Raw genomic sequence first — 23,524 nt, 5'->3', positions numbered from 1 at the left:
TCCGCCGTTACTCCACGCGTCAACTCTCGCTCCTGCACCGTTGCTCGTGCTTGCACCGCCGTTGCTCCCTGCTCCAGCACTCGCACCTGCACCGTTGCTTATGCTTGCTCCGCCGTTACTCCCCGCGTCAACTCTCGCACCTGCACCGTTGCTCGTGCTTGTTCCGCCGTTGCTCCCCGCGTCAACTCTCGCACCTGCGCCGTTGCTTGTGCTTGCTCCGCCGTTATTCCCCTCGCCGGTACTCGCACCTGGACCGCTGCCGCCACGTGCGCCGCCCTGCGTCGCCCGCCGCAGCGCCTCCACTCGCAGCCGCACGTCGGCGCTCGCGACCGTGCCGCGCAGCGGGTCGCGCTCGCCGAGCAGTGCCGCGAGCTCGCACGCAAGCCGCCCCAGGCCAAGCGGGGCTGCCTGGAGCAGCATGTGTGCGAGCCGCGGGTGCAGCCCTAGCGCAGCCATGCGGCGGCCATGCGGCGTGAGCGCCCCGGCCGCGTCCAGCGCGCCGAGGCCGGCGAGCAGCTCGCGCGCCTGCCGGTAAGCGGCGGCCGGCGGCGGATCGAGCCAGCGCAGCTCGGCGGGATCCGCCGCTCCCCACGCGGCCAGCTCGAGCGCGAGCGGCGCCAGATCGGCCTCGCCGATCTCAGGCGTGCGCCGCGTGGCTAGCTGGCGCTCCTCCGCCTCCGTCCACAGGCGGTAGCAGACGCCTGCCGCCACGCGGCCCGCCCGCCCTCGCCGCTGCTCCGCCGAATCCAGCGTCACCGGGATCGTGTCCAGCCGGGTAAGCCCGGTCCGCGGCGAGAACCGCGGCACCCGCATCAACCCGCCGTCGATCACGGTGCGGACCCCTTCAACCGTCAAGCTCGTCTCCGCGATCGACGTCGCCAATACCACCTTGCGCACGCCGGGCTTAGGCGGCGCGATAGCCCGATCCTGCGCCTCCTGCGACAGGTTGCCGTGCAGCGGCACAACCTCCACGCCTCTGCCAATCGCCAGCTCCGCCAGCTTGCCTTGCACGCGTCGTATCTCGCCCGCGCCAGGCAAGAACACCAGCACGTCGCCCTGCTCCCGTGCCACAGCTTCCGCCACGGCCGCCGCAACCGCCGTCTCCAGCCTGACGCCGTCTCGCCGAGGCGCCGCCGCATACCGGGTCTCGATCGGGAACGAACGCCCCTCGCTCATAACAATCGGCGCATCGTCCAACAACGCCGCGACCGCAGAAGCATCCAGTGTCGCCGACATAACCAACAGCCGCAAGTCAGGCCGAAACAAGCTCTGTGCCTGCAAGCATAAAGCCAACCCCAGATCCGCCTGCAGGCTACGCTCGTGAAACTCGTCGAACAGCACGGCTCCCACCGTCTCCAGAGCCGGATCCTCTTGCAGCAGCCGCGTCAATACGCCCTCGGTGATCACTTCAATGCGCGTCAGCGATCCCACACGCGAGTCATGCCGCATCCGGTACCCGACCGTCTGGCCGACTTGCTCGCCTAGCGAAGCCGCCATGAAGCGCGCAGCAGAACGAGCCGCAACCCGTCGCGGCTCCAGCATGACGATCTTCTTGCCTTTCGCCCAAGACTCGCCCAGCAGCGCCAGCGGCACGCGGGTCGTCTTCCCAGCGCCAGGGGGCGCTACGAGAACCGCATTGCTGCGGCTCTCGAGCGCCCCCTTGAGTTGGTCGATTATCGTATCGATAGGAAATGAATTAGGCATCATGTGACTTCGCTCCGAACGTCCCGTTTGACTCCACTTTACCATCCGGCGGAAGAATGAGTCAATGGCGGAGCTGACAAGTCCGACGCAAGGTTACGAATAGGTAGCGAGCTTCAGCTTCGCCTGGTCGTAGTCCATCGAGATCCCGAGAATCAGATTGATGCCTGGATTGTGGCGCAGTCTTGCCTTGAGCAAGGAATGAACGAGCGGCTTCTCGTACTTGAGAATGGTGATGACTTCCGCCAAAGGTCCGCCCGTGCGCTGCACTTCATATATCAAATCCACGCACTTTTCAATTTCGCTATGTTGATCCCGAATCTTATTTAAACTTGCAATGATTTGATTTGCGGTCATAGTGGCCATCCACCCTACCTCTTTCTGCAATATTTCCTCGCATCCTTACAATAAATTATACCACCAAAAAGGCTCGCATGACTATATACCTACCTCGGACTGACAAAAATAATTACAATCTGGAAAATAGAATGGGCCGATCCGCCCGTATATAGGACAATCGACCCGGCGATTTAGTTGCAGTTTCGAACAAAATAATTATATTCCGCCATTATTTAGTAGTGATTATTACAGTTCTAGTCCTTCCGTCCCAGACAACCTCGCCTCCGAACACTTCTCCGATAAATCGCGCAGGCGCCATCGTATAGCCGTTCACCAGCTGCGCCGATTCCTCGAGCTGCTGAGGCTTCCCGTTCACAAAGGCCGTCTTAGAGCCAATGGAGAGCGAAACCGTCTTGCCGTTTTTCGTCCCGGTTGCCGTCCGAGTGTCCGGATTCCAGCTGACCGTCGCCCCCATTTTCTCAAAAATGGCCCGCAGCGGTGTTAGGGTATTCTCGTTTATGATGACCGGCGGCTGTTCGAAGCTTTGGTCGGCTTGATCGATCGTAACGGAAACTTGGGATGTCACCGGAAATGTACGGCTCGCTGTCATAGTCCCCTTTTTGTCATAAACGCGAATTTCCAAATTGGACCCTCCCGGTACATCGCCCGCCATTACATCGAGCTCATATGGGGGGGCCATCTTCGTCTCCATTACACGGCCGTTCAGCACATACTCCACTTTACCGAAAAATACTTGCGGAATACGCACGAAGGGCACCCAAGTCGTCTGCTGACGGATCGGCTTCCAAACGTCTTGATACAATATACCGTTGCTCGGCGTAACCCCGGTCTGTACGTGTGTCAAGAAAAACGGATCCTGGATGAGCTCCTTGTACAGCTTCATCGTCTGTTCGTTCGAGCTGACGCTGTAGCTGTTCTGCGATTCGCGGCCCCGGAGGTCCACATTGAAGTAGGTGATAGCCTTAAGTCGAGGGTATTTGAGCGGCATTATCTTGTACAATCGCTCCAGATTGAGCAAAGCGTATTCCGTATGCGACTTCCCGTCCACATTGGTGTGGTTGGAAACCGCCGTTTCACTCAGCATGATCGGTTTGCGGTCGGCGTACAGCTTATAAAGCTCGTCCAGCTTCTCGATCGGCGTCGAAGCCTGCATGCTGACGTTCGGATCGCCGTGCGAATAAGGCTCCGTGTACAAGCTTACGCCAACCCAATCGACATAAGCGTCGCCGGGATAGTAGTTCGCCATCGTATATTTCGGGACATCGCCCGGGCTCCAGACCACCGCCACGTTAGGCGCCAGCTCGTGCATGACGTTCGCGACAATGCGGAACTTCTCGATATAGGTTTGCGTATCGGATACCCACGGGGTCCAATCGCCGTTCATCTCACAAGCGTATCGGAGAAATATCGGAATACCCGCTTCCTTCGCAGCGAGCGCCCATTGCCGCAAATACGCGTCGTCCTTCACGGCCTGCAACCCTTGCAGCGGCTGCCAAGCGATCTGGAGCGCGCTGCCCGCAGCTTTCGCATTGTCCGCGTACCGTTTCGGGAACTCCTCGCCATATGTAGCATACGCCAAGTACATCGCGTGGTCTTTGCCGAAGATCGACTTGGAGCGGTCAAAATGGTTGCCCATCGCCGGATCCAGCTCCGAATATATCCCTATATAGACGCCGTATGCCGGCTCGAACTTCGCAAGCTGACCTGATGCCGGCAAATAGGGCCGCTGCAGCTCCTCCGTCTGCTCCGTCGAAGCATAAGCTTCGATCGTCGTTCTCAGCTGATAAGCCCGCTGCAAGTCGTTCGCGCCCCAATCCTTGCCGTCCCGCAGCCAATACTCGTTCTCCAGCTCGTAATAGATAACCGCTTTCTCGTACTCGTGTACCGCATCATAATATTCGTCTATATACCCGGCATATAGCGCCGCCGTCAGCCAATCGCTGTTAGCCGCAGCCGAACGCATGAGCCCGTCCCAGATCGGGACCGCCAGATCGGTGCGACCGCTCTTCACGTGCTGCTCCGCACGAAGATGCAGAGTCCAGCTGTCCTCCGCCTGCGCCGGTTTTCCCGGAGGTAATACTAGTGCCGCTCCCAGCAGCAACGCGCTGCAAGCGAGAATCGCTTTTTTTCGAAACTTCGACATAATATGAGTTCCAGCTCCTTGATAAGGAAAAATGTATCCCCAGTATACTCCAGCCTGTCCCTCATAGCTATACGTAAGCGACAACCCTTTTGTGTCGTAAAATGGCGACTTTTGGCCCACGGCCTAATAAAACTGTCCTGGCTCCGGCAAATAATTGTTTACCATTCAATAAATAAAAGCCCCTCCGATAGAGACATCGGAAAGGACTTCCTTCATTAAAACTGACTCTAGTACCGTGCCACTACCATCTTCTTGCGTGTATAGAACTCTACGCCGTCGCGACCGTTGGCATGCAAGTCGCCGTAGAATGATTTCTTGTAGCCAGAGAAAGGGAAAAACGCCATTGGCGCCGGAACGCCTACATTGACACCGAGCATGCCCGCATCCATCGTGTCGCGGAATTGGCGGATCGCCTTGGCGCTGTCCGTATAAATACAGCCGCCGTTGGCGAAGTCGGATTCGTTCGCGATGGCGATCGCTTCCTCTAACGACTCTACGCGGACAACCTGTAGCACGGGAGCGAAAATTTCGTCCGTCCAAATTTTCATACCCGGCTTCGCGTTGTCGAACAGCGTCGGCCCGACGAAATAGCCGCTCGCCTTCGCCGCCGCATCCTCGCGGCCGTCGCGGACTAGCTTCGCGCCTTCCTCCACACCGCTCGCTATGTAGCCTAGCGTGCGTTGCTTGTGCGAGTCGCGGATGACCGGGCCGAGGAACACGTCCGGCTCGGCGCCGTTGCCGATGCGAATGTCGTCGCCGGCCTTAGCCAGACGCGACACGAGCTCATCGGCGATATCGCCGACCGCAACTACGACCGAGGCCGCCATGCAGCGCTCGCCGGCCGAGCCGTAAGCCGCGTTGACGATTTCCTTCACCGCGAGGTTCAAGTCGGCGTCCGGCATAACGATCGAATGGTTCTTCGCGCCGCCCAGCGCCTGGACGCGTTTGCCTTGTGCCGCCGCTTTCTGGTACACGTACTCGGCCACCGGCTGCGAGCCCACGAATGAAATCGCCGGCACATCCTTATGCTCGAGCAGGCCGTTCACGATATCGTGCGCACCATGCACGACGTTCATCACGCCGTCCGGCAACCCGGCTTCCGAGAACAGCTCCGCTAGCCGGTTGGCCGACAGCGGTGTCCGTTCGGACGGCTTCAGCACGAACGTATTGCCGCAGGCGATGGCAAGCGGGAACATCCAGCACGGCACCATCGTAGGGAAGTTGAACGGCGTAATGCCGCCCACCACTCCGATCGGGTATCGGTACATGCCCGACTCCAGCCCGGTTGCGATATCCGGAAGCTGCGACCCCATCATCAGCGTCGGGGCGCCGGCTGCGAACTCGACGCACTCGATGCCGCGCTGAACTTCGCCGTATGCTTCCGCATAACTCTTGCCGTTCTCCATCGTGATCAGCTTCGCCAACTCATCCCAATGCTCGACCAAAAGCTGCTGGTACTTGAATAAAATCCGTGCCCGTTTCGGCACCGGCACCTTGCTCCATTCCGTGAAAGCCGCCTTGGCCACGCTCACCGCGTGATCCAGATCCGCCTTCGTGGATAGCGGCACTTGGGCGATCGGTTCGCCGGTAGCCGGGTTCGGGACGATTTCGTATCGTTCGGCCGTCGAAGACACCCATTGCCCCCCGACGAAATTTTGCAGTTGTTGTAACGTTTGCGTTTGCGACACCGGGCGTGCCTCCGTTCGTTTAATTGGTTTGCAGCGACGACTCTTTCTGATTCTGATTGAACAAAGGAAGTACGGTCTTCCCTACGCGCTCCGCTTCTTCCAAATGCGGGAAGCCCGACAGAATGAAATGAGTGACGCCTGCATCGATATATTCCTGCAGACCCTCACGCACTTGCTCAGGCGTTCCAACGACAGCAGTACCGGCGCCTTTGCGCACGCGGCCGATGCCCGCCCACTTGAACTTGCCGAAGCGGAAGTCGCCTTTCAACAGCACGCTCATCCGGCTCTGCGCCACGGAATCGGACTCTTTGTAGTACTCGCGCATCCGCGCTTCTACGGCCGGATCGACGATCGACACGAGACGGTCGGCTTCCTTCCAAGCTTCTTCCTCCGTCTCGCGTACGATGACGTGAATCCGAATGCCGTGCTCCATCGTACGGCCGTAAGCTGCTGCACGGCGGTTGACATCCTCGATTTGCGCACGCACTTCTTCCACCGGCTCGCCCCATTGCAAGTAAACGTCTCCGTAACGCGCCGTCGCATCCTTCCCCGCATCTGAGGAAGCACCGAAGAAAGCCGGAATGCGGCGCTGAATGTTTTTCGGCACGAGCAAGCCGTCCTTGATTTGGTAATGCGGACCGTCATGGTCAAAATGCTCTTCTTCCCACAGACGGTTCATCACTTCCATAAAATCGTTCGCCCGGGTATACCGAGTGTCGTGATCGACGAAGTCGCCGTCCTGCCCAAGCTCATGAGCCGAACCGCCGGCCACGATGTTAATGTCGAGACGGCCGCCGCTGAACAAGTCCAGTGTAGATGCCATTTTGGCGGACAAGGAAGGAGTGATGAATCCGGGACGAATCGCAATTAGCGGACGCAGCGTATTCGTGTTGTGGACGATTGCCGAACCGACCATCCAGGAATCGAAATATGGCGTGCCCACCGGCACAAGAATACCGTCAAATCCGGACTTCTCGACCATTTGCGCTACTTTGACAACGTACTCCAGGCTCGGCTCACGCTCCGGCTTTTTCAGACCGATATGCGCTCCGTCACCGTTGGTAGGGGTAAACCAGGAAAAACGAATGCGGCTCATTGGAATTCCTCCAGTATTAAGAATTGGGATGATGCATCGCCAAGTTGTAGTTCTTAATACGTATTATATTGTTATATAACTAAAAACGTCAATCCTGTTTTTTTATCCGCATTTCCAGTATAATCAATGTATAGAACGCCGAAAGACCTGTGGGGGTGCTCGTTTAAGGTATGATCGATCGGGAAAGCCACATCAGCATGTATACCCAAATCGCCAACCTGTTGGAAGCGAAGATCAAGTCGGGCGAATGGAAGCCGGATGACAAAATTCCAACCGAATCCGAAATTATGGAAACGTATCAAGTAAGCCGGGTGACTGCCAGACTAGCGATCAGCTCCCTGGATGAGAAAGGCTTAGTCGTTCGTAAGCAAGGCAAAGGGACGTTCGTCGCTCACTCTTATGTCAATCAAGATTTAGCAACGCTCGAAGGGTTCTATGATTCGATGATCGCCAAAGACTTCGAACCGAAGCTGCTCGAGATGCGGGTTGTGGATACGCCGGAAGAGCTGGCCGAGAAGCTTGGCGAATCGTTCAAACGAGCGTTGTTCTTCAAGCGCAGCTACCTTCGCCAGAACGCCATTCACGCTTACAGCCATGTATATTTGCCGATCGAGATGGCGAAGACGATCACTTGGGAGATTGCCGAGCAAAATTCCGGCTACACCATGCTGACGCAAATGGGAGGCTTCGAGATCAAGCTGGCCCAACTGGCCATTCGAGCGATCGCCGCCAACCGCGAGCAAGCGGAGACGCTGGAGATTGAGCAAGGCGAGCCGCTGCTTTGTTTGTCGCGAACCTCGCTTGGGTCTAGCAACATCACGGTCGAGCATACGAAGATCTTTTTACGCTCCGACACTAGCGAGTTCACGATCAGCATTCCGACCGGGGTTTCCATGTTGAACGGCATTCGGAATACTTCTGGTTAACTTTTTTAAGTTCAGCTACGATCAGCTGTAACCATTCCGATGCGGGTGGATACACTAAAATCATCGAGTCTGTCACTTCCGCCAACGGGAGTACAAGGCCGGTGATTTTTTTTGTCGCTGGGTACTTGTAAAATGGAAATCATTCGGTTAAGATTAAATCAATAAATCCTACCTGTTTACTATGATTAAAATGTGAGCGGGATGATGAGAGGTTCAGGTGATGATCATGTTGCAGCATTGTCCTAAATGCGATACGAAGACGGTTCCGGGGCGTTTCACCTGCGCCAGTTGCGGTCATGAGCTGCAGCAAGCCGGCACTCAGCTGGAAGCTTTGACTTATTGGGAAAACAAACGGCCTCAACTGAAATATACGGCGGCGATCTTGATCGGGGTGACCTTCTCTATTGTATTCAGCCATTACGCTCCGCTGCTAGCCGGACTTATCGGCGCCGCTTTCCTGTACTTGAAGGATTACAAAGCCGTCGAATAAATAATGTTGTTTCAATGTGCCGGGCTTATGCCCGGTTTTTTGATTTTGGCGCATACTGAATTATTATACTTGTTATAAGTTATTCTAATTTGACTTAATGAAATCCCCCCTATTATGATGGAGCCATGCAAGTTGCCTCCATACCCATCATCCATGTAAGGGGACACGCGTTATGAATTGGTTTCGTACGTTCGGCCCTGGTCTACTTTTCGTTCTTGTCCCCTCGGCGGTGGCGGCTTGGCTTGGCTCGCTGCTGCCGATCATCGGCGGTCCGATTTTCGGCATCGTCCTCGGTATGATCATCAACCATACGTATGGCAAACCGGCTTCCGCACTGAAAGGCATCCTCTTCTCCTCGAAAAAAGTGCTGCAGTGGGCTATCATCGTACTCGGCGCCGGACTTAGCTTGTCGCAGGTGTGGAAAACCGGATTGGAATCGTTGTCGGTTATGCTCATTTCGCTGGCTGCCGCCTTCCTCGCCGCCTACGGCTTCGGTAGGCTCATGCGTGTCCCGTTCAATTTGCAGACCTTGATCGGTGTCGGCACCGCTATATGCGGCGGCTCGGCGATCGCGGCCGTCTCACCAATCATCGAGGCCAAGGAACGGGAGATCGCGTACTCGATTTCAACAATCTTTCTGTTTAACATCGTGGCTGTTCTGCTCTTCCCGGCGCTCGGCCATCTGTTCGACATGACGCAGACCGGCTTCGGCTTGTGGGCCGGCACGGCGATCAACGACACATCCTCCGTCGTGGCGGCCGCCTATAGCTACGGTGATGAAGCCGGCGCTTACGGCACGATCGTGAAGCTGGCGCGGACGACGATGATCATTCCGATCTCCTTGATCTTCGCCGGAATCTTGGCGTACCAGAAGAAGCGCTCCGCTGCGAATGCAGACGATCCATCGGCCGTCAACTTTTCGTTCAGCAAAATTTTTCCTTGGTTCATCGTTTGGTTCCTTGTTGCGGCGCTGTTGAACACGACAGGCGTCATCCCTCCGGAGAGCCTCCCTTCTATCGCGAAGCTGGGCAAGTTCATGATCATCATGGCGCTCACCGCCATAGGGATGAATGCGGACTTCCGCTCGATGGTGAAGACCGGCTTCCGCCCGATCCTGCTAGGGCTCATCGTCTGGTTCACGGTCGCCTCGGTCAGCTTGCTGATCCAATTGGCTACGGGCAATACGTAAGAGAAGCGGCTTCGCTTCTCTTTTTTTCCTTGATTTCAGAACATATGTTCTGTATAATAGGTATATTCAACATTCCCCTTATCCGTCAGGAGGATTACCTATGTCAAATGTGATTATTTGCGAGCCTCCATCCTCCTATCAAGTTGCAGGTCGCCTGCCTAACAAGCCGCATGATGAAGCTTTCAAGAAACTGCTCCAGACGTTTTTTCTTGAATTTGTGGAGCTGTTTTTTCCCGAACTGCATCGTCAAATTGATCCCGCTCAAACTAGGCTTCTGATGCAAGAGCTACTAGTCGATGTCATTGGTGAACAAACTCGCGAGTTGGATCTGCTTGTACAGACTCGCTTGCTTGAGAGCGATGCCTATATTCTAATCCACCTGGAGACGCAATCGTATAAAGATCCCTTCTTTTCCGAACGAATGTTTATTTATTTCAGCCGGTTGTTCGAACGGCATCGTCACGACCATCGGCTTATTATTCCGATTGCTCTTTTTGCGTATGGCGATTCATCGGCGGTGAAACCCGAGTTCACTATGCGTTTTTCCGAGCACAATATCGTTCATTTCAACTATTTTCATGTTGAACTCTTCCGATGCAATTGGAGAGAATTTATCGACTCTTCAAACCCAATCGCTGCTGCACTGCTAAGTAAAATGGGGTATACTAAATCTGAGAGACGTCAGGTGCGAACCTCTTTTTTACGAATGATCCTTCGTTTGACCGCCAAGTTAGATCAAGCGAGGCTAGCTCTGATCATGTCTTTTGCCGATTTATATTTTGAGCCTGTGGAAGAGGAGGACAAGTCGATCATGGATCAATTGCGCAAGGAATATCCAATCGAATCCGAACAATTCTCGGAACTGATGCCCGCCTGGAAGCGATGGGGTTTTGAGGAAGGCGTAGCGAAGGGAATGGAGGAAGGAATTGAGCAAGGAATTGAACAAGGCAGAAAACAAGAAAAGTTGGAAATCGCGGCGACTCTGCATTCGAAAGGATTTACAATCGATGAGATCTCCGAAATGACCAAGCTGGAGCCAATTGCGCTGGCCGACTACTTCAAACAACAAGCTGAATAATAAGCTCATTTGACATTTATTAATTTTACCTGTAAAATTAATAGTTAGTTTTTGAAAACAAACGAATGAAGTTCCAATTCCGCAATTCCTCTTAGCAAGGATTCCTCCAGATTTGGACCCCGAAGACCCAATATTCCATTCGTTTTACCATTGCCAATCGTTCCAACCTGTAGCTGCAGACAGTTCGAACCGTTAAGAAACAACAACTAATTCAAGACTGGCGCGGCCTAGGAGCCGCAAGAACGGATGAGAGGTAGGGCTTCCGTTGTGTTAGTGCATGTGCAAATGGGATCAAAAACAACAATATCAAACGCGGCTTGACTGCGTGGCGCCCTGATAGGCGTGGCAGTCGGGCGGCGTTTTTCTATTTTACTGCGTCGTGGTGAGCCGGACCGACCAGTTCGCATCCTCGAGCCAAGCGCGGTTCGTAAAGTCACGGCCCCGCACGACAACCTTTGATCGGTACACTTGTACGTATAAGCCCTGGGAAGCGGATTCATCCTTGTACTCCATGTTCCGATTCAAGACGCGGCCGACCGACGAATTGTTGAACAGATGGAACGACTCTTTGAAATAGTGTGCCCGTCCATTGCGAAAATCTTGATGGTTGTGACCGTAAAAAACGAACACATTCGTATAAGGCTTCAAAATGTCGCGGAATTGCTTCGCCCGCATGAGCTGGTGAGCGCCTCCGTCTTGCCCGGCTGGTGGCAGCGGCTGATGAATCATGACAAACACCGGCTTCATGGACTTGTTCGACTGCAGCGATTGCTGGAACCATCTTAGCTGCTCGTCCGAATACCAGGCTCCCTCCGACACGTCCGGTGTTTCTTGCACATACGTCTCCTGTGACAAAAACAAAAACAGACATCCGTTCAGGGTAGCGCTATGATAAGGTTTGTCCAATCCAAACGTCCGCATGAACGAAGCTCTCGCTTCCGCATCCGTCTTGCCATTCGGCATGGCATCTTTGTTCCAGTTTCCATGCGAATCGATCCAAATGCCATAGTACTCGTGATTGCCCATATTGGCGTGGATCGGCGGCAACGCATATGCCTTCATGACATTCCGGAAAGCCGCATAGTCGTCGTTCGTGCCCGATTCGGTTAGGTCGCCGGTCAAAATCAGCGCATCCACCTTTGTCTCAAATTCAACGATGTCTTGCAAGGCACGTTGCAGCTTCTCAGAAGGGTAATCAACAGCATGACTGATATGCAAATCACTTAGAATAAAGAAAGAGAGGAGCGCGCCATCGTCCCGACGGCCGGCAACCGGGCGCACTTGTGCTAGCTCAGCTTGCAGCGGACGGTCTAACACCCTGTCCTCCTCGCGATCCGAGATTCCGAAGGGCAGCTTGCCGGTTCTCCAGCCGAATGCGGCGGCACCGCCCAGCAAGAGCAGTACGGCCGATCGGCGTAAAAACGTGCGTCTGTCCATTCGTCATCCCCCCTCTCCACTACTCTAATCCTGATTCCGCTTCTCCAAAGCAGCGCGCAATGCATCGCCTAACCCGGACGATAACGATTCGTTGTCGCTGTAGGACTCAATCAGCTTCTCTTGCTGCTTGCGGCCTACGCGTCCTCCAGGACTCGACTCATCCAGCTTTTCTATTACATTGCACGATTTGCACTGAACATATTTACCCGCTTTTCCTTCATGCAACTCCATCCGCTTGTGGCATTGCGGGCATCGCTTGAATGTCAACGCCGGTTCCGCCATCCGGTGGTACTCGCATTCGCGGTTCGAGCAGACTAGCGATTTGCCTCGTTTGCCTTTGCGCTCCAACAGGTTCGCTCCGCACTCCGGGCATTTGGAGCTCGTCAAGTTATGAGGCTTGTACTCTTGACTGCTCATTTTCACTTGCTGCACGAGCCGTGTCGTCTGTCGGCGGATGTCGTCCATAAACGCCGCGGCATTGCCTTGACCACGCGCAATCCGCTCCAGCTCCTGCTCCCACTTGGCGGTCAGGTCCGGCGATCGCAGCTCGTTCGAGACGAGCTCGATCAGCTGCTTGCCTTTCGCCGTAGGGACTATGCGGTTCATCTTCCGCTCCACCGTCTCGGTCTGCAGCAGTTTCTCGATAATATCCGCACGTGTCGCCGGGGTGCCCAGGTGATGCTTCTCCATCCGGCTGAGCAGTCCCGCCTCAGTATAACGGCCCGGCGGAAGCGTGCGCTGGCTAGTCGGCACCGCGGAACGTACTTGCAGCGACTGACCTTTCGACAGCTCGGGAAGCTTCTGGCTCGAAGCGGCCCGATCTTCAGCCGAATCCGTGGCCGTCCCTCCAGCTTCTTCGTCTTCCTCTCCAGCATCGACTACTCCGCCGGTCCCATATACGTCCCGCCAGCCATTCTCTTTAGGCACTACTCCCTTTGCAAACAGCTTCTCTCCACCCGCATTGATCACTACGCTAGTCTCCGCATACCGGTACGCCGGGTAAAAAAGCGAGGTGAATCGGCGCACGATCAAATCGTACAGCTTACGCTCCTCAACGCTTAATGCATTCAAGATCACTACTTGTTCAGTCGGAATAATAGCGTGGTGGTCAGTTACTTTGCTGTCGTCGACAAACCGCTTGGTCACCTGCAGAGGCTTCCGCGTAAGAGGTGCGACCAAAGGTGCGTAAGGTCCGACAGCGATCGTATGGAGCCGGTTTTTGAACGTCGGCACGATATCCGCTGACAAATACCGCGAATCCGTTCGCGGGTACGTCACCAGCTTATGCTGTTCATAGAGCCGCTGAAGCACCGTGGAAGTCATCTTGGCCGAAAAGCCAAGCTTGCGGTTCGCATCTCGCTGCAGCTCGGTCAAGTCATAGGCAAGCGGCTGCGGCTCCTGCTTCTCGATCATGCGCACCGTCTCGACGGCCGCCTTCGCCCGGCTCAGCTTCGCCGCCAGCTCCTTCGCCTCCGCCTCGTCGTAGAGCCGTCCGTCGTGCTGCTCGCCGCGACGCCATTTGGCCTTCAGCGTGCCGAAGTCCGCCGTTACGGTCCAATACGGCACAGAGCGGAAATCGGCGATTTCCCGCTCCCGCTCCATCATCATGGCGAGCGTCGGCGTCTGGACGCGTCCCGCCGCCAGCTGCGCGTTGTACTTGCTCGTGAGCGCGCGCGTCACATTGAGGCCGATCAGCCAATCGGCTTCAGCCCGGCATACTGCCGAGGCGTACAAGCCGTTGTAATCGGCGCCCGGCTTCAAGCGCGAGAACCCTTCGCGGATCGCCTGATCCGTCTGCGAAGAGATCCAAAGCCGCTTGAACGGCTTGCGCCAGCGCACTAGCTCCATAATCCAGCGAGCGACCAGCTCGCCTTCGCGCCCCGCATCCGTGGCGATGATCAGCTCGCTCAGATCGCCGCGTTTGCACAGCTGTTCGATCGCTCGGTACTGCTGCGACGTCTCGCGCATCACTTTGAGCCGCATCGTCTGCGGCAGCATCGGCAAATCTTCCAAATTCCAAGTTTTATATTTCGTATCGTAATCTTCCGGCTCCGCTAAGGTCACTAAATGCCCAAGCGCCCATGTAACTACATAACGCGATCCTTCAAAATGCGATTTATGGCGTTCCGTACAGCCCAGCACACGTGCCAGCTCTTTCGCAACGCTTGGCTTTTCCGCCAATACGATCGATTTCATTCGGGACAACACTCCTTTTTATCACATGAAAGAAATAAACCACGGAACCGGAACCGGCCTCCATGGTTTCAACACTTGAGTCCTATGGGAATTAAATCTTTATATCGATAAAGGACGACAAACCGGAAGGTTGCTGCATTTGTTTGAGATTTTTGGTCGGATCGTTGATCGCTTCGTTGATCATGCCCTGCACAACTTCCTGTGCTTTGCTCTTGCCCGTCTCGATCGCTTTCACGACACACCCCGGCACCTGGGTTCCTGCGATATTGAAGCTCATCTATACTGCCTCCTGTCCACTTAGTCCGCCATTAGCCTATATATTACCATCATCATACCCGATTCAACCCTCTACATCAATAGATTCCTTCCGAGAGGAACGAATGAGCAGCGAGGAGCCCCATGCGAGAATAGATACGACGAACCCATAGAGGAACAGCTGATGGATGCCTTCCATGAAGACGGTCGCCTTGGTCAGGAAAGCACCCATAATCGTAGTCCCAACCGCCGTGCCGATATTCCGTGCAAAAAATTGCAGCGAAGTCGAAATGCCCTTGGATTGCGCATCCACCAATTGCTGGGCGGCAATCGTAGTGACCGTCACGATCAAGCCGAACGCCATGCCTTCCAGAAACATAATGCCGAACACGTCCCAGAAACCGCTCTTTTCCGACAACGTCAAACACAGCAGTCCGAACAGAACGAGCAGACTATTGCCCGCAATGATCAGAGGCCGATACCCGAACCGCAGCACCCAACGACCGGCCGGCACCGCCACAAGCAGCCACCCGATCGCTTCACCGAGCAGCGCCAGCCCGCTCACGAAGATCGAATACCCTTGCTCCTGCAAGAAAAAGGGGATGTAGTTGGCGGAACCGAACAATGCAGCCGTCGCCAGAAAGGAGTTGACGATCATCCAGCTAAGCCGGCTGTTGCGGAAAATGGAAAAGGGAATCAAAGGCGATTTGTGGCTCCGTTCAACCAGGTAAAAAGCTGCGAAAAATAAGGCACTGAAAAGAGCATAGATGAAATAATTGCCTTCAACAACAGTAAGTAGAAGCAACGAGATGACGCCGCCTGCGAAAAGCGCGCCTCCGCCGTAATCAATCGGCCCTTTCCTAGGCACATACACTTCCCTATACGGCAGCAGCAATAAAATCGACAGAATGCAAAGCGGAATGTTGATGTAAAAAATCCATCTCCAGCTCGCGACTTCCACGAAAAACGATCCCAACAGAGGTGCCAGAACGGCCGATAATCCCCACATGCCGGAGAAAAACGCTTGGATGACCGCTCGTTTGGCTACGGAGAACAGATCGCCTGCGATAATGACCGGAAAGGGAATGAGAATGCCCGCCCCGATGCCTTGCACGCCGCGATAAAGCACTAGCTGCAGCATCGTTTGCGAAGTGCCGCATAACAGCGAGCCGAGCATAAAAACGAGAATGCCGGTAGCAAACACGCGCTTGCGGCCGAATATATCGGACAATCTCCCGGCGATCGGCGTCATAACCGTTGAAGCGATCATATAGGAGACGAAGCTCCAGGCGTATAATGAAAATCCTCCCAAATCGCTGACGATATGGGGGATCGTCGTATTCGTTATCGTTGAATCGAGCGAGGCGACGAGCATCGCGATCACGATGCTTATCATAACCGGCCATTTACCCTTTACGCGGGGTTCGGGCGAATGTGGTTCCTCTATTTTCTTATCAAGAGCTACTTCCAATGGATCGTTCACTCCGTTCTTCAATCGCTCAGACCCGGTGGTCGGTCGACCGGCCAGAAGGCGCCGAATTGACCGATTTTTTCAAGCATTTCTTTCGCTACAGGCAGCACGAACTCCATTTTACCCACTTCCGTCAACCCGCTCCGATTATGCATGATCGCCTGGATGACGTAAAACCGGTACGAGCCGGAGTCACTGCTCAGTCTTGCGATCTCGCGGGAAGCGTCGTCGTTGCTCACCATTCGAACGGACTTCCCTTGATGAGGCTTGTAGGGGGCAATGCTGACAATATCCTTCAGCTTGATATAGTAATTCAAATGCGGGCGCTGGATGACAAGCTCCTCAGTAGAAATTGTCAGGCCGAGATCCTGCTTCTTGTGGTACATCATGAGCACGCCTGCTAAGGAATGGATCCGGATAAAATCCGAAGAATGCTTCATAAGGGCTCCTCAAAACGTAAGTCGTATCGCCGTCCGATCGTCCGGCTGCGCTTGTTTGCTTTTCTCCGCCGCTACCACTTCATCCACGTAAGCTTCGAAACCAAGCTCGATCATACGAGGCGCAGCCTTCTCAAGCTCATAATCCGGATGGAAAAAACCGTCGGTGAACAGGAGGAGGCTGGATAGTCCATCCAACGGAATCGTGCCGTGTTGCAGATGAACACCGATGTCCGGCATGCCGTTGGCGACGCCGTAGCCTTCCGGCCGGTTCGCCAATGTCCGGTTGTAGGCATACCGATGCTTCGGGATGTCGAAATAAGCTTCATCCGGCAAGTCGGCTCCATCGCGTCTCGCCGCTTCTCTGTAAGCAGCCGATCGAGAAGTGACGCCTTGCACCCGATTCTCGGTGAGCGACTTGAAGGTGCCATCCCGGTATACGGCCACGATCATAGAATCACCCAATTGCGCAAAATCTACCATCGCCTCCGTTTCCCGGACGCGAACGGCCGCCACGCAAGTCGACCAAAGCTCGTGCAAAACCGTTAGATCGACACCCGCTTTCAGCATAAGCTGCCGCAAGTCGCGATTGGCTGCGTTCACTAGATCGGTCAGCGGCATTGCGGGGTCGACATCCGGCCGTTCAAGTTTGCTTTTGAACAATTGTGCCGCTATATGAGCCCCGTTATGCCCCTCAGCATCACGATAGTCATGCAGCGGAGTGACGCCGTCCAACACGGCGTATATTCCTGTGGCGGGTTGGATGGCGAAGGCATCCTCGGTTTCCGCCTTCAGCGGGCTTTTAAGATGAAAATGAGTATAGCGCATGATCGGCTTCTCCTTGTCCTGCGCCAGAGTTGCCGCTCATTGTCCGCAGCGCTCCACCACATGCTTGTAAGGCAGCTTGCCGCCGAAGATGTCGAGCGCGCTGCCGATCGTAATGTCCAGCTTCCCGCCGCAGAGCGCCTCGAAGCGGTCGAGATCCTCGAGCGAGCGGGCACCGCCTGCGTAAGTCGTTGGGATCGTCACGCTCTCCGCCAGCAGCTCGACGAGCGGCTCGAGGATTCCGGTTCGTTTGCCTTCGACGTCGACCGCGTGGATGAGGTATTCGTCGCAGTAGCCTTCCAGCTCACGCAGATTGGCCGGCGTCAGCTCGAAGTCGCTGAACTGGGTCCATTGGTTCGTGACGACGTACCAGCGACCGTCCTTCATTTTACAGCTTAGGTCGATGACGAGCTTGTCCTTGCCCGTGACGCCTGCCACAGACTCCAGCCGTTCCCAGTCCAATCGTCCGTCACGGAAAATGTATGAGGTCACGATTACATGCGACGCGCCTTGCTCCAAGTAATACGCCGCATTATCCGCCGTTATGCCGCCGCCGATCTGCAAGCCGCTCCTATAGGCCTGGAGCGCGCGCACCGCCGCTTCCTCATTGCCGCCGCCCAGCATGATCACATGCCCGCCGGTCAGCTTGTCTTCGCGGAACAAACCCGCATAATACGCGGAGTCATACTCGGAGACGAAGTTCTCCACAACCGCACGAGGATCCGCTTGCAGCGTCTCGCCGACAATCTGTTTCACTTTGCCCTGATGCAAGTCGATGCAAGGTCTGAATTTCATAGCCTGTTTCGTCCTCTCTCTATGTGAAATGACCACTATTCGCCAACTAAGTTGATGCCATATCGCTATTCTTCGACCGCAACGTCGTCCAACGTCAAAACATGCGTCGACGATAGATATGCATCCGTCACCACAAACCCTAGCTTCCGGTAAAGCCGCTCGGCGATCGGATTGTCCGTCCGCAAAGTCAGTACCTGAAAATGCAGCCGCGCCTCACGGATGATAGTCTCCATCAGCAACAGCGCGATGCCCGTCCCCCGACAGCTAGGCGAAACATACACTCGACGCACCCGGCCGACGGAATTTTGCGCTTCCCCATAGGGATCGCGGTTCAAGCCGCCGATCCCGACAAGTTGCCCATCCCGATAGGCACCGAACAAAGCTTCTCCCAACCGATCGAACCGATTGGCGCCGGTCGTAAACTCCTCAGCCATCCGCTCGATATGACGGTAATGCTCATGCAAACTCTCCTCCACAAGTCGGCTCCAGTCCGGTCGATCTACAGGCAGAATGCGCTTAATCACTACAGAAATCCGTCTATCCATAGTACCATCAACTCCCCTTCCATCATACCCCAAACTTAAAAAAAGCCAAGCGCGAAATGCATCGCGCCTGACTTCTCATGTAACCTGCCGAATCAAACTAAAACGCCGCCACTTGCTTTACGCAACGGACCCCGAACTTCATCGCGACCCCTTCATCGACACCCGCTTCTCCACCCAGTGTTCGCGGGATCCATACGACCGCTTGACCGGCCCGTGAAGCAGCATCCGCCAGCGACGATGACACGATTGCCCCACCCTGTTCATCAAGCCGCTCAACCCGAAGATGCCTGCGAGCCCGCTCCCAATCATTGATTTCCTGACCCGTCATGAACGTGAAGCCTTCCTCATGCGCCACCCGAACGACTTTGCGCAGTGCATCCGTCACTCGAGGCTGATTGTGGATATGGAACTGATGGAACAGGAAGTGAGCGACGCCTTGCACCCGCTTTGCATGTTCGAGGAAGGGCATCAGCACGCTGCTGTCCGCCAGCCGCTCGTGATCCAGGTCTTGCGTCAGAAACCCGTTCTCCAGCACGTCGTAGGAGCGGTTCTGCTCATCCGCCCAAGCGATCGGGAAATAAGGATGGCAGGTGCCGAACAAATACCCGATGTTGCCGCGTTTGCTGGCGCCACGGGTCTGATCCGTCTCGATGCCGTGTTTCTCGCACCAGCGGAAATATTCGCCCCAGCCCTCCACTCGGGTGTAATGGTTTTTGTTGGAGGCGAATTTCCGAATGCCTGTCGCTTCTTGCAGCCAGGCGAATTGGCGGTCGAACTCGGCTTCGCTCCAGCCGCCCTTCTGCTCGGCCATCCCGTTATAATGGAAAGCCAGCTCATGGCCGTCTGCCACGACTTGCTCATAGATAGACGGGTGGAAACCCGGCTCGAGCATGCACCATGTACTGCGGATATCACATTCCTTCAGCACCCGAAGAGTCGTAATCGCCGTCTCGTCTTCATTGCGGTCGCTGTCGTGGGAGATGAGCGCCACCTGCTCGACCCCATCAGGCCAATACCCGACGAACGGCAACGGCACTCCCGCTTCGAGCGTAACGGACAGCAATTGCCCGATAAACGCTTCCTTCCATAGATCGGAATACGGATGCGGGAAATAGTTGAACCCAGTGTCGGTCTGCACACGGTCGTGCACCCAATCGAGCTCAAAGCCGTCATCCGCCTTCAGCATCTTGTCGTCGATCGCCGCCGTGCCGTCCGGTGCCGGAACGCCATCCTTGGTAACCGGCTGCGTGCCTTGCTGCAGGCCAACCCATGTGCCGGGGAGATCCACCGCCCAGCGATGAATCGAGCCACGCCCGACGGCGAAGCGTTGCAGCGCCGCTCCGATCGGCTCGCCGTTCGGAGAGCCTGCCAGCAGCGCCCCCTGCTCTTCGACCGGCACCGTACCGCTAGCACGCCAAACATCGGCGAGCAGGAAGCGTAACGGACGCGGATCGCCAAGCGACTCCGTTAACCGTGCATACCCCGGTCCGAATCCGCCGGCTACCACACAGCCGAGCCTTGGAGCGAAGGCGTCCAATCCGGCGAATGAAATCAGCATCCCGCCTTCTTCCGCGAACTTCCACATCGCTTCGTGATTTTCGCTGCCTGCCTCAGGCTCCAGCGCCGCAATCAAGACGTCCGGCCTCACAGCATTATCATCCAAGCCGATCAGCTGCTGCATACATTCTACGACACGGAACGGAATGCCGGCATGCTCCAGCACTTCTACGACGAAACGTTCAAATACGTTCTCGCCACGGGCCCAACGCGCTATAGCCGCCTCCCGGTCCAGTAATACTGCTACTTCCGCCATTCTGCTCGCACTCATGTTAGTCTTCATCCTTTCGACGATCGAACCCGATAGTGATAAAACCCGAAGGAGAAAGGAGCGGCCAGTTCAAACCGAACCCGTCCATCCTCATCTATAGCAAGCTCAAACCCTCCGCCGTTCGCGATTACTTCATTCCTGCTCTCCATAGTCAGCAATGGCGTCAGTTGAATGGAGCGTTCTCCTACCGAGCCGTCCGCCTCCAGTCCCCATATCGGCATCCGCTTCGAAGGCAACGAATGTCGCTCGCGAATGACGAGCAAATATCCTTCCCCGCCTCGCTTCACCGATTGCAAGCCGGTCCATTGCGCTCCGTCCGGCGTATCCCCGATCGGCAGCACCCTTCCGTCCAGTACGGAAGCCAGGTGCAGGTTGTACACATCCAGCATCCGCTTCAAGATCACGCGATTGTCGGCGCTAAGCCCGGTCAGCTCCATCCAGACAAGCGGATTCGTGAACATCGTGACCGCGAACGCATAGGCGATTCCGCTCTTATAGGGAGACAACGGATCATTTTCACCATATACATGCCGGTTGCGGTCTACGTTCAGAAACTCCATCTGCAGCTTCTGAGCCGGCACATATTTGGATAACAACCATAAATTCCTTAATGTCCAATGCGGGTAATAACTTCGGAAATCCGTATAGCGGTTTTCGACGAACAGCCCTCCGTATTGGTTGCGTCCGTAATAGCCAAGCCTCACTTGGTTGGTCGCATCGACGTTAAAATAAACACGGCCGCCGGACTCACGAACAACCCGCTGCATCATACGCACTAGATTCGTCTCGCCGTATTTGGACTTAATCTTAATGCCGTCCAGCTTGAAATAGCAAACGCCGTAGTCCCGATGCAGCTCCAGCAGCCTCTCCACATCCTTGTCCCAATTGGCGAAATCGTTAGCCGAATCCGGAGAGAACCAGAGCGCCAGCCGCAGTCCGTTTCGCTCCACCGTATGCTTCAGAGGCTCAAAGCCGTTAGGAAACCGTTCGGGATGGACGTTCCAGAAGCCGTCCCCATCGGCATAATAATCGCTCCATCGCCCGCCGGCCGGGTTGACCGAATTCGTCGTATTGCCATGCTGCCAGCCGTCATCGATCTGATAATTGGTAATGCCTAGCTCAGCCGCCCGCTCAAGCTCGGTCTGAATGAACTTCTCGCTCACTCGCCCGTCCTTGGACCTGTCGCCCCAGTTGTTGCACATGAGGAAATAATCCCGCGCCGGCTGAAAGCACCGGATCGCCCGGTGCAGATCGTCAAGCGCCAGCCAGCTCTCCAGCTCGCCGCCAGTCCAGACACCGACAGAAGAGCCGTAGGCCGGGATCCACTCGCCGTTCCGCAGATCGCTCGCCGCGATGCCGCAGCCGATCACCCTCAGCACCCGGCCGGTGAACTCGAAGTCGCCTCCCGGATAATGCAAGTGGCCGTACGGCGTCGGCCCTTCCTTCACGACCCACAGTCCCGTCCGCTCGAGCGTCCGCTCCAGCTTCATGAGATTGCCGCGGATTTTACGCTTCTCGTTCGTGTACAGCATCCCCTGCTCGAAGCTGACCAGGTTGTTGTTCGTATCGGTCACGTCGCGAAGCTCGACCGCCTCCCAACGCGCGTGAAGCTCGCCGATCGGCAGCGCATCGAGGCAATTGTCGGCGTCTCCGGCAGCCGCCGCGCCGACTGCCGTTTTCGCATTGTCGTCCAGCTGCATGCCCGGCCCAACTACGGCCGACGTTGCCGTCAGCGGCACGGCGTTCACGATCGCAATCTCTCCGGACGCCTCGAGGGAAGAGGAAAAATCCCCATCTCCAGTCGCTTCCCGCACCCAGATCCGCTGACGAATCCACGGTTTGTCCGGGTACACAGCAAACTCCAGCTTCATCTCGCGGTCGCCCCAATTAAGCAAGACGGTCGTACGCAAATGTTCAGCGCCGATGCCCAAATCGTCGTCCGTATCGAACGAGACGCGGATGGAGTCGACCTCCTCCAGGGAGTTCCACAACGGCAAGCCGCAAGCGCGAGCCCGCCGCCCAGGATCGGCGTCTATCCATTCGGTTCCGTCCGTCTTGTTCAGAAGCGAGAGGGTGATAGGGACGCCGTAGGACAAGTCCCAGCCGCGCTCGATGCGGGTGTTGCCGATCACGAGCTGCAGCCGTTCGAAACGGGCATAACAGCCGCCAAATTCAAATTCCGAAGGTTGCATGAGACACTCCACTCTCTATTCGTAGTTGCAGCCGGCCTGCTCCAGCAGCCGGACCATGTTGTTCCGCGCTTGCGCAATCCGTCGGTCCGTCTCTTCCGGCGATATCGTAACATCCGTTCCGTCGATCCGCTCCACCACTACCGAGCCGTCGAACGACTCCGCCTTCAACGTGCGGAAGATCGAACCGAAATCGACGTCCCCTTCGCCCGGAATCGGGAAGTCGCGCTCCGCACGAGCCCCTCGATGATCTTTGGCTACGAGCGAGTGCGTGTGCCGGACAATGAGCGGGAAGTCCGCCGCCGGATCAATCCCTTCATAGAAATGGACGTTGCCGGGATCATAGCTGGCCCGCACATATGACGATCCGATCTCTCCCAGCGTTTCCAGCAGCTCCTTCGCCGTTGCCGTGTTGCCCGTATGCGGCTTAATCGTCACATAAATGCCGAATTCCTCCGCCAAACCTGCCAGCTCGCGGAACTTGCCGACGAATGCGTCGTTTTTGCGCTTGAGCTCGTCCTCGGGCAGCGGATCGTGCGGGAAGTTGCGGTAGCTGAGCGTCCCGAGCGACAGCAGCTCGGTGATGCCGAGCGTCTTGGCGAATTCGAACCGCTGCCGCGCTCGTTCGATCGGCTGCCCCGGGCCGATCTGGTTCGTGCTGACGAGCATGACCGGCTCGAGCCGGTAGCGGGCCAGCAGCGCCCCAATCTCATCGGCCGCACGAGCGTTTTGCTCTTCCGGTACATCCTTACCGTCATGCGGCAAGCCGAAGGAGACGTAGCGGTATCCGGCATCGGCAATACCCGCAAGCGCCCGTTCGAACGGCATTTTCAAGTAAGGAAGGGTCATACATGTCAATCGGATCATCTCTTGTT

General features: G+C 56.0%; 20 protein-coding genes. 4 read left to right on the top strand and 16 right to left on the bottom strand.

Annotated elements, in window-relative coordinates:
* From hrpB to PKO02S_RS14360, 5 genes are all read right to left on the bottom strand, one after another.
* A partial coding sequence (gene hrpB / locus PKO02S_RS14380) for an ATP-dependent helicase HrpB (RefSeq protein ID WP_127583939.1) occupies positions 1-1,704 on the bottom strand: 1,704 nt, incomplete at its 3' end.
* 93 nt (positions 1,705-1,797) lie between these two features.
* Positions 1,798-2,058: a hypothetical protein gene (locus tag PKO02S_RS14375; protein WP_127583929.1), complete on the bottom strand. Its 261-nt coding sequence runs from the start codon at positions 2,056-2,058 to the stop codon at positions 1,798-1,800.
* 211 nt (positions 2,059-2,269) lie between these two features.
* Entirely contained in the window at positions 2,270-4,204 is a 1,935-nt protein-coding gene (locus tag PKO02S_RS14370) for a stalk domain-containing protein (RefSeq protein WP_127583927.1), read from the bottom strand.
* 227 nt (positions 4,205-4,431) lie between these two features.
* Positions 4,432-5,892, bottom strand: coding sequence for a CoA-acylating methylmalonate-semialdehyde dehydrogenase (locus PKO02S_RS14365; RefSeq protein WP_246067022.1), 1,461 nt, complete (start codon positions 5,890-5,892; stop codon positions 4,432-4,434).
* A 19-nt stretch (positions 5,893-5,911) separates the two neighbouring features.
* Positions 5,912-6,988: an LLM class flavin-dependent oxidoreductase gene (locus PKO02S_RS14360; RefSeq protein ID WP_127583925.1), complete on the bottom strand. Its 1,077-nt coding sequence runs from the start codon at positions 6,986-6,988 to the stop codon at positions 5,912-5,914.
* 170 nt (positions 6,989-7,158) lie between these two features.
* Here PKO02S_RS14360 and PKO02S_RS14355 point away from each other — a divergent pair, with 170 nt between their 5' ends.
* The 4 genes from PKO02S_RS14355 to PKO02S_RS14340 all read left to right on the top strand — a co-directional run bounded on the left by PKO02S_RS14355 (position 7,159) and on the right by PKO02S_RS14340 (position 10,671).
* Positions 7,159-7,914, top strand: coding sequence for a GntR family transcriptional regulator (locus tag PKO02S_RS14355; RefSeq protein WP_127583923.1), 756 nt, complete (start codon positions 7,159-7,161; stop codon positions 7,912-7,914).
* Between the two features lie 220 nt (positions 7,915-8,134).
* Complete coding sequence (locus PKO02S_RS14350; protein WP_127583921.1) at positions 8,135-8,404, top strand: hypothetical protein; 270 nt, start codon at positions 8,135-8,137, stop codon at positions 8,402-8,404.
* Between the two features lie 172 nt (positions 8,405-8,576).
* Positions 8,577-9,593: a YeiH family protein gene (locus PKO02S_RS14345; protein ID WP_127583919.1), complete on the top strand. Its 1,017-nt coding sequence runs from the start codon at positions 8,577-8,579 to the stop codon at positions 9,591-9,593.
* A 100-nt stretch (positions 9,594-9,693) separates the two neighbouring features.
* Complete coding sequence (locus PKO02S_RS14340) at positions 9,694-10,671, top strand: Rpn family recombination-promoting nuclease/putative transposase (RefSeq protein ID WP_127583917.1); 978 nt, start codon at positions 9,694-9,696, stop codon at positions 10,669-10,671.
* Positions 10,672-11,040: 369 nt separating this feature from the next.
* Here the strand turns inward: PKO02S_RS14340 and PKO02S_RS14335 are convergent, their stop codons facing one another.
* From PKO02S_RS14335 to PKO02S_RS14285, 11 genes are all read right to left on the bottom strand, one after another.
* Positions 11,041-12,108, bottom strand: a complete 1,068-nt coding sequence (locus PKO02S_RS14335; RefSeq protein ID WP_127583915.1) for a metallophosphoesterase family protein — start codon at positions 12,106-12,108, stop codon at positions 11,041-11,043.
* A 24-nt stretch (positions 12,109-12,132) separates the two neighbouring features.
* Positions 12,133-14,304: a DNA topoisomerase III gene (locus PKO02S_RS14330; protein ID WP_127583913.1), complete on the bottom strand. Its 2,172-nt coding sequence runs from the start codon at positions 14,302-14,304 to the stop codon at positions 12,133-12,135.
* 91 nt (positions 14,305-14,395) lie between these two features.
* Positions 14,396-14,581, bottom strand: a complete 186-nt coding sequence (locus PKO02S_RS14325; RefSeq protein ID WP_127583911.1) for a hypothetical protein — start codon at positions 14,579-14,581, stop codon at positions 14,396-14,398.
* 63 nt (positions 14,582-14,644) lie between these two features.
* Positions 14,645-15,955: an MFS transporter gene (locus PKO02S_RS14320; protein WP_127583909.1), complete on the bottom strand. Its 1,311-nt coding sequence runs from the start codon at positions 15,953-15,955 to the stop codon at positions 14,645-14,647.
* Between the two features lie 95 nt (positions 15,956-16,050).
* A complete protein-coding gene (locus PKO02S_RS14315) occupies positions 16,051-16,470 on the bottom strand; it encodes a hypothetical protein (protein WP_127583907.1) in 420 nt (139 codons plus the stop codon).
* Between the two features lie 9 nt (positions 16,471-16,479).
* Positions 16,480-17,295, bottom strand: a complete 816-nt coding sequence (locus tag PKO02S_RS14310) for a protein phosphatase 2C domain-containing protein (protein WP_127583905.1) — start codon at positions 17,293-17,295, stop codon at positions 16,480-16,482.
* Between the two features lie 36 nt (positions 17,296-17,331).
* Positions 17,332-18,087: a phosphoribosylformimino-5-aminoimidazole carboxamide ribotide isomerase gene (gene hisA, locus PKO02S_RS14305; protein WP_127583903.1), complete on the bottom strand. Its 756-nt coding sequence runs from the start codon at positions 18,085-18,087 to the stop codon at positions 17,332-17,334.
* Positions 18,088-18,152: 65 nt separating this feature from the next.
* Positions 18,153-18,632 (bottom strand): GNAT family N-acetyltransferase, encoded by a 480-nt coding sequence (locus PKO02S_RS14300; protein ID WP_127583901.1) that lies wholly within the window; start codon positions 18,630-18,632, stop codon positions 18,153-18,155.
* Positions 18,633-18,729: 97 nt separating this feature from the next.
* Complete coding sequence (locus PKO02S_RS14295) at positions 18,730-20,460, bottom strand: polysaccharide deacetylase family protein (protein WP_127583900.1); 1,731 nt, start codon at positions 20,458-20,460, stop codon at positions 18,730-18,732.
* A gap of 8 nt (positions 20,461-20,468) precedes the next feature.
* Entirely contained in the window at positions 20,469-22,652 is a 2,184-nt protein-coding gene (locus PKO02S_RS14290) for an alpha-galactosidase (RefSeq protein ID WP_127583898.1), read from the bottom strand.
* A gap of 15 nt (positions 22,653-22,667) precedes the next feature.
* On the bottom strand, positions 22,668-23,516 hold the full coding sequence (locus tag PKO02S_RS14285) for a sugar phosphate isomerase/epimerase family protein (protein WP_127583896.1): 849 nt from the start codon (positions 23,514-23,516) through the stop codon (positions 22,668-22,670).
* Positions 23,517-23,524 lie beyond the last annotated feature (8 nt).

The sequence above is a fragment of the Paenibacillus koleovorans NBRC 103111 genome, assembly GCF_004000845.1.
GTDB lineage: Bacteria > Bacillota > Bacilli > Paenibacillales > NBRC-103111 > Paenibacillus_AA > Paenibacillus_AA koleovorans.
The sequence above is the reverse complement of the archived record's forward strand: the minus strand, read 5'-3'. Positions and strand labels throughout refer to the sequence as shown.